4 protein-coding genes are annotated in these 3,889 nt (G+C 73.8%); 1 reads left to right on the top strand and 3 read right to left on the bottom strand.

Annotated elements, in window-relative coordinates; all coding sequences use genetic code 11:
• Window positions 1–61: 61 nt before the first annotated feature.
• On the bottom strand, window positions 62–241 hold the full coding sequence (locus ND748_RS27425) for a hypothetical protein (protein ID WP_251749102.1): 180 nt from the start codon (window positions 239–241) through the stop codon (window positions 62–64).
• A 300-nt stretch (window positions 242–541) separates the two neighbouring features.
• On the opposite strand from ND748_RS27425, the gene ND748_RS27420 reads away from it, so the two are divergent.
• Window positions 542–751 (top strand): DUF4236 domain-containing protein, encoded by a 210-nt coding sequence (locus tag ND748_RS27420; protein ID WP_251749101.1) that lies wholly within the window; start codon window positions 542–544, stop codon window positions 749–751.
• A gap of 17 nt (window positions 752–768) precedes the next feature.
• On the opposite strand, the gene ND748_RS27415 is transcribed toward ND748_RS27420, so the two are convergent.
• Window positions 769–1,917 carry a PP2C family protein-serine/threonine phosphatase gene (locus ND748_RS27415; RefSeq protein ID WP_251749100.1) on the bottom strand — a complete coding sequence of 383 codons (1,149 nt, stop codon included), beginning with the start codon at window positions 1,915–1,917 and terminating at the stop codon, window positions 769–771.
• Between the two features lie 83 nt (window positions 1,918–2,000).
• On the bottom strand, window positions 2,001–3,485 hold the full coding sequence (locus ND748_RS27410) for an amidase (RefSeq protein WP_251749099.1): 1,485 nt from the start codon (window positions 3,483–3,485) through the stop codon (window positions 2,001–2,003).
• Window positions 3,486–3,889 lie beyond the last annotated feature (404 nt).

Raw genomic sequence — 3,889 nt, 5'->3', positions numbered from 1 at the left:
GGGAGTTCGAGCGCTGCGCCGACGTGGAGCTCACCGACACCCAGGCAACGCTCGCCGGCGGCTACACCCCGGTCGTGGGCCGTCCCGGCGGCCCGCTGCCGTCGCGCCCCCAGCTCACCCGCACGTCGGACACCGCAATCAGGCCGCCGACCGCGAACGCGGCCACCGCGGTCATCACGACGACCAGCGCGACGAGCAGCCGCACGGTGCCGCGGTCCGGGGAGCCCGCCGCAGCGTTCATCCGCGCCCCCGGTGATCCGCCGCGTGGGCGGTCCGCGTCGCCGCGCCCGCGCCCGCGCCGGCGGGAATGCGCCGACATCGGAAGTCGATCCCGGCGTCCCTGCGCATGGGCCGACCGTAGCGGATCGAGCCGGTTCGGGTGGGACGGTGCGGTGCAGGGGCACGGATGTCGGCCGAAAGACCATCCGTCGGATGGACGCCGATTGATGGTTAGTCCGCGGGAATTCGGGAGACAAAGGCGATATCAGCGCCGCTCGTTCCTCGTCCGCTTCCTGCGACTTCTCCTTTCCGGAGGTATCTGATGGGCCTGCGCTACACTCGCCGACCGCGGTACGGACCGTTTCACGTCAACGTCAGCGAGCAGGGGGTGTCCTCGGTCACGCTGAAGCTCGGGCGCGTCTCCTGGCGGGTCTGGTCGCGCCACCGCCGTGGCGGCCTGTCCAGCGTCGACCTGCCAGGTCCGTTCTCCTACCGGCGGGAGGGTCGCAGCCGCCGGCGGGCCGAGGGCTGATCCCGGCCCGCGCACCCTCAGTCGGCGGCGGCCCTCGCTGTCGGGGCTGTCGGGGCGATCGGGGTCCTCGGCGCGGTCGGGGTCACGATCGGGACGGGTTGCCGTTCGGCCAGCAGGATCGCGAGGTCGTCGTGCAGGGCCCCGCCGGCATGGGTCTCGACGGCGGCGACGAGCCGGTCCAGCGCCTCCTGTTGGCCGCCGGCGCGCAGCAGGTCCAGGCGATCGTCCAGCGGGAAGAAGCGCCCCTGGCTGTCCCTGGCCTCGATCAGCCCGTCGGTGAACAGCAGCAGCCGGTCACCGACCTCCCAGTGCGCCGTCGTGACGGTGAACCGCTCGGCCAGCCCGAGCGGGGGGCTGGGCGAGCGCAGTTCCAGCGTCGCCGACCCGTGCGCCGAGACGAGCCGCGGCGGATGATGACCCGCCGAACACATGCCCAGGCGCCCGTCGGGATGGATGTCCAGGACGAGCGCGGTGACGAAGTCCTCGGGGCCGGCCTCGCGCCCCACCGCGCGGGCGCACGCCGCCGCCACCTGCTCGGGATCCAGCCACGTCACCGCGGCCTCGCGGAAGGCGCCGAGCACCACCGAGGCCAGCCGGACCGCCGGCAGCCCCTTGCCCCGGACATCTCCGATGATCACTCGGATACTGTTCGCGGTCGGCACGACCTCGTAGAGATCTCCGCCGACGGACGCCTCCTGCGCGGCCGAGAGGTAGCGGGCGGCGAAGCCGGCCCCGTCGAGCTGGCCCGGAACCGCCGGCAGCAGCGCCCGCTGCGCGACCTCGGCGACGGCCTGGACGCGGTGCAGTTTCGAGCGCTGCCGGTCCCGGTACACGCAGATGTAGACCGCGATCGCCGACTGGACCAGGACCAGGATGATCGCGGCGATGTGCGGCTGGGTGCCGAAGCGGTGGTCCCAGAGCCCGGAGATGATCGCCACGATCACGGTCAGGCCGCCGATGCCCGCGGTGATCAGCGGCGGGCAGGCGGCGGCCAGGATCAGCGGCCCCAGGCCGAAGTATCCGGTCAGCGCGACGCCGGGGCCCAGATCAACGACGAGCGCCAGGGTGAGCACGGCCGCCCCGGCGACGATCAGGCGCAGGTTCTCCGGCCCACCCACCGCATCGGCTCCTGTGGGCGCGGCAGGGTTCGTCCGGGCAGTTCCCATGGCTCATTCTCCCGGGCAGACCAGGCGTTCGACCACACACCCTCGCAACCCGGCCGTGGGGTGACGGAAACCTGTCCAGAAGGTCAGGCGGGATGGGCGGCGCGCTCGCCCGGGTGATGCAGGTACCAGCGTTCGCTGGCCTCGACCTGCGCGGCCAGCGAGATCAGCAGGCCCTCGCTGGCCGCGGGCCCCATGAGCTGAGCGCCGACCGGCAGACCGGCGGCGGTGCGGCCGGCGGGCACGTTGACGGCCGGCCAGCCCAGCACGTTCCACGGCCAGGCGAACGGGCAGGCCGCCACGATCGCCTGGTCGGTGGCCCAGTTGGTCTCCCGGTTGAGCTCGCCGACGCGCGGCGGGGGGGTCGCCGTCGTCGGCGCGAGCACCACGTCGATCCGGCGGAAGATCCGGCCGATGTTGAGCCGGGCCAGCGGCTCGGCCGCGCGGGACAGCGGCAGAAACGGGCGCAGCAGCCGGCCGGTCCGCGCGTTGGCCACGGTCCGCGGGTCGAGCTGGGACGGGTCCGGGACCCGCCCGGCCCAGTCGCGGATGCCGTCCATGGACCGCGGCAGGAAGATCGTCCCGAGCAGGCCGTAGGGCGGTTCCACCGGGACGATGTCGTGCCCGAGCCGGGCGAGCACCTCGGCCATCCGTTCCACCGCGGTGCGTACCGCCGGATCGAGGCTCGCCGGCATGCCGCTGTAGGGGCGGTGCAGCGACAGCCCGATCCGCAGCCGGGGCGGGGGATGCCCGGCCGCGGACAGGAACGGCTCGACCTGCGCCGGCGCGGAGTCCCGGTCGACGGGCAGGCTGCCGGCCAGGGCGTCGAGCAGCAGGGCGCCGTCGGCGACGGTCCTGGTCAGCGGGCCGTACACGGTGAGGCCGTTGAACTGTTCGCGCACGGGCGCGCTGGAGATGCGACCGCGCTGCGGCTTGATCCCGACCAGATGCGTCCAGGCAGCCGGGATGCGCACCGATCCGGCGCCGTCCGAACCGATCGCGCCGGGCACCAGGCCCGCGGCCACCGCCGCCGCCGCCCCGCCGGAGGAGCCGCCGGGGGAGTGGTCCAGATCCCACGGATTGCGGCTCACCCCGAACGCCGGGCCCTCGGTGAACGGCCACTGGCCGAACTCGGGCGTGTTCGTCTTACCGACGATGACGGCTCCGGCGGCCTTCAACCGCCGCACCATCTCGCTGTCCCGGGCGGCCGGGGGGAACTCGCCGGCGGCACCGAACGCCGTCGGCAGGCCGGCGATGTCCGTGTCATCCTTGATCGCAATCGGCACGCCGAGCAGGGGGCGGTGCCGGTGGGTCACCGGTCCCCCGCGGCCGCGGGCCGCCCCGGCCGCGAGCTCCGCGTCGGCCGCCACCGCCTCCGCGAGGGCCTCGCGCGCCCGCACCCGGCGAAACGCGTTGAGAGTGGACTGGGTCGCCTCGATCCGGTCCAGTGCGGCCTCGACGAGCTCGCGGGAGGTCACCTCGCCCCGGGCGAGGCGGGCGGCGAGGGCGGCGACGCCGTCCAGTGGGCCGTCCCGCTCCGCATCGACGAGCGTCCCAGGCGCGTCCGCCATCAGCCACCCCCTGCCGCATCGGGCCTTGCTGCCCGCACCGTAACCGACCGCGGACCGCTCGCCCCGCCCCTCGCGCGATACCTCCCATTGTCCGGTCCCGTTACCGGTTTGGCAGAGCCATGAGGAAAAGAACGTTTAGTCTCTGTCACAGTGGGATTCGGGTGATATCACGCGTTGTCGGACACGCGATCGGAGCGACGCCGTATCACGCGCCCCACATCGTGTTATCAACATCGGGGACGGGGTACCGCCGACGGGAGAACGGATCGTGAACATCTCGCGGCGTTACCGCGGGTATCCCAGCGGCCACCACCCGGCGTTGTCTCCCGCGCGGCCGTGCGGTCCACCCGCCGGCCCGACCGGCCCGACCGGCCCGGCCCGACCGGCCCGGCCCGACCACCGGC

Source organism: Frankia sp. AiPs1 (assembly GCF_023716945.1).
Taxonomy (GTDB): Bacteria; Actinomycetota; Actinomycetes; order Frankiales; family Frankiaceae; genus Frankia.
This window is presented reverse-complemented; position numbering and strand designations above follow the sequence as displayed.

What these genes read in the sequence shown, in the direction of transcription:
- ND748_RS27425 (WP_251749102.1), bottom strand. Translation starts at nt 241, where the DNA reads ATGAACGCTGCGGCGGGCTCCCCGGACCGCGGCACCGTGCGGCTGCTC.
- ND748_RS27420 (WP_251749101.1), top strand. Translation starts at nt 542, where the DNA reads ATGGGCCTGCGCTACACTCGCCGACCGCGGTACGGACCGTTTCACGTC.
- ND748_RS27415 (WP_251749100.1), bottom strand. Translation starts at nt 1,917, where the DNA reads ATGGGAACTGCCCGGACGAACCCTGCCGCGCCCACAGGAGCCGATGCG.
- ND748_RS27410 (WP_251749099.1), bottom strand. Translation starts at nt 3,485, where the DNA reads ATGGCGGACGCGCCTGGGACGCTCGTCGATGCGGAGCGGGACGGCCCA.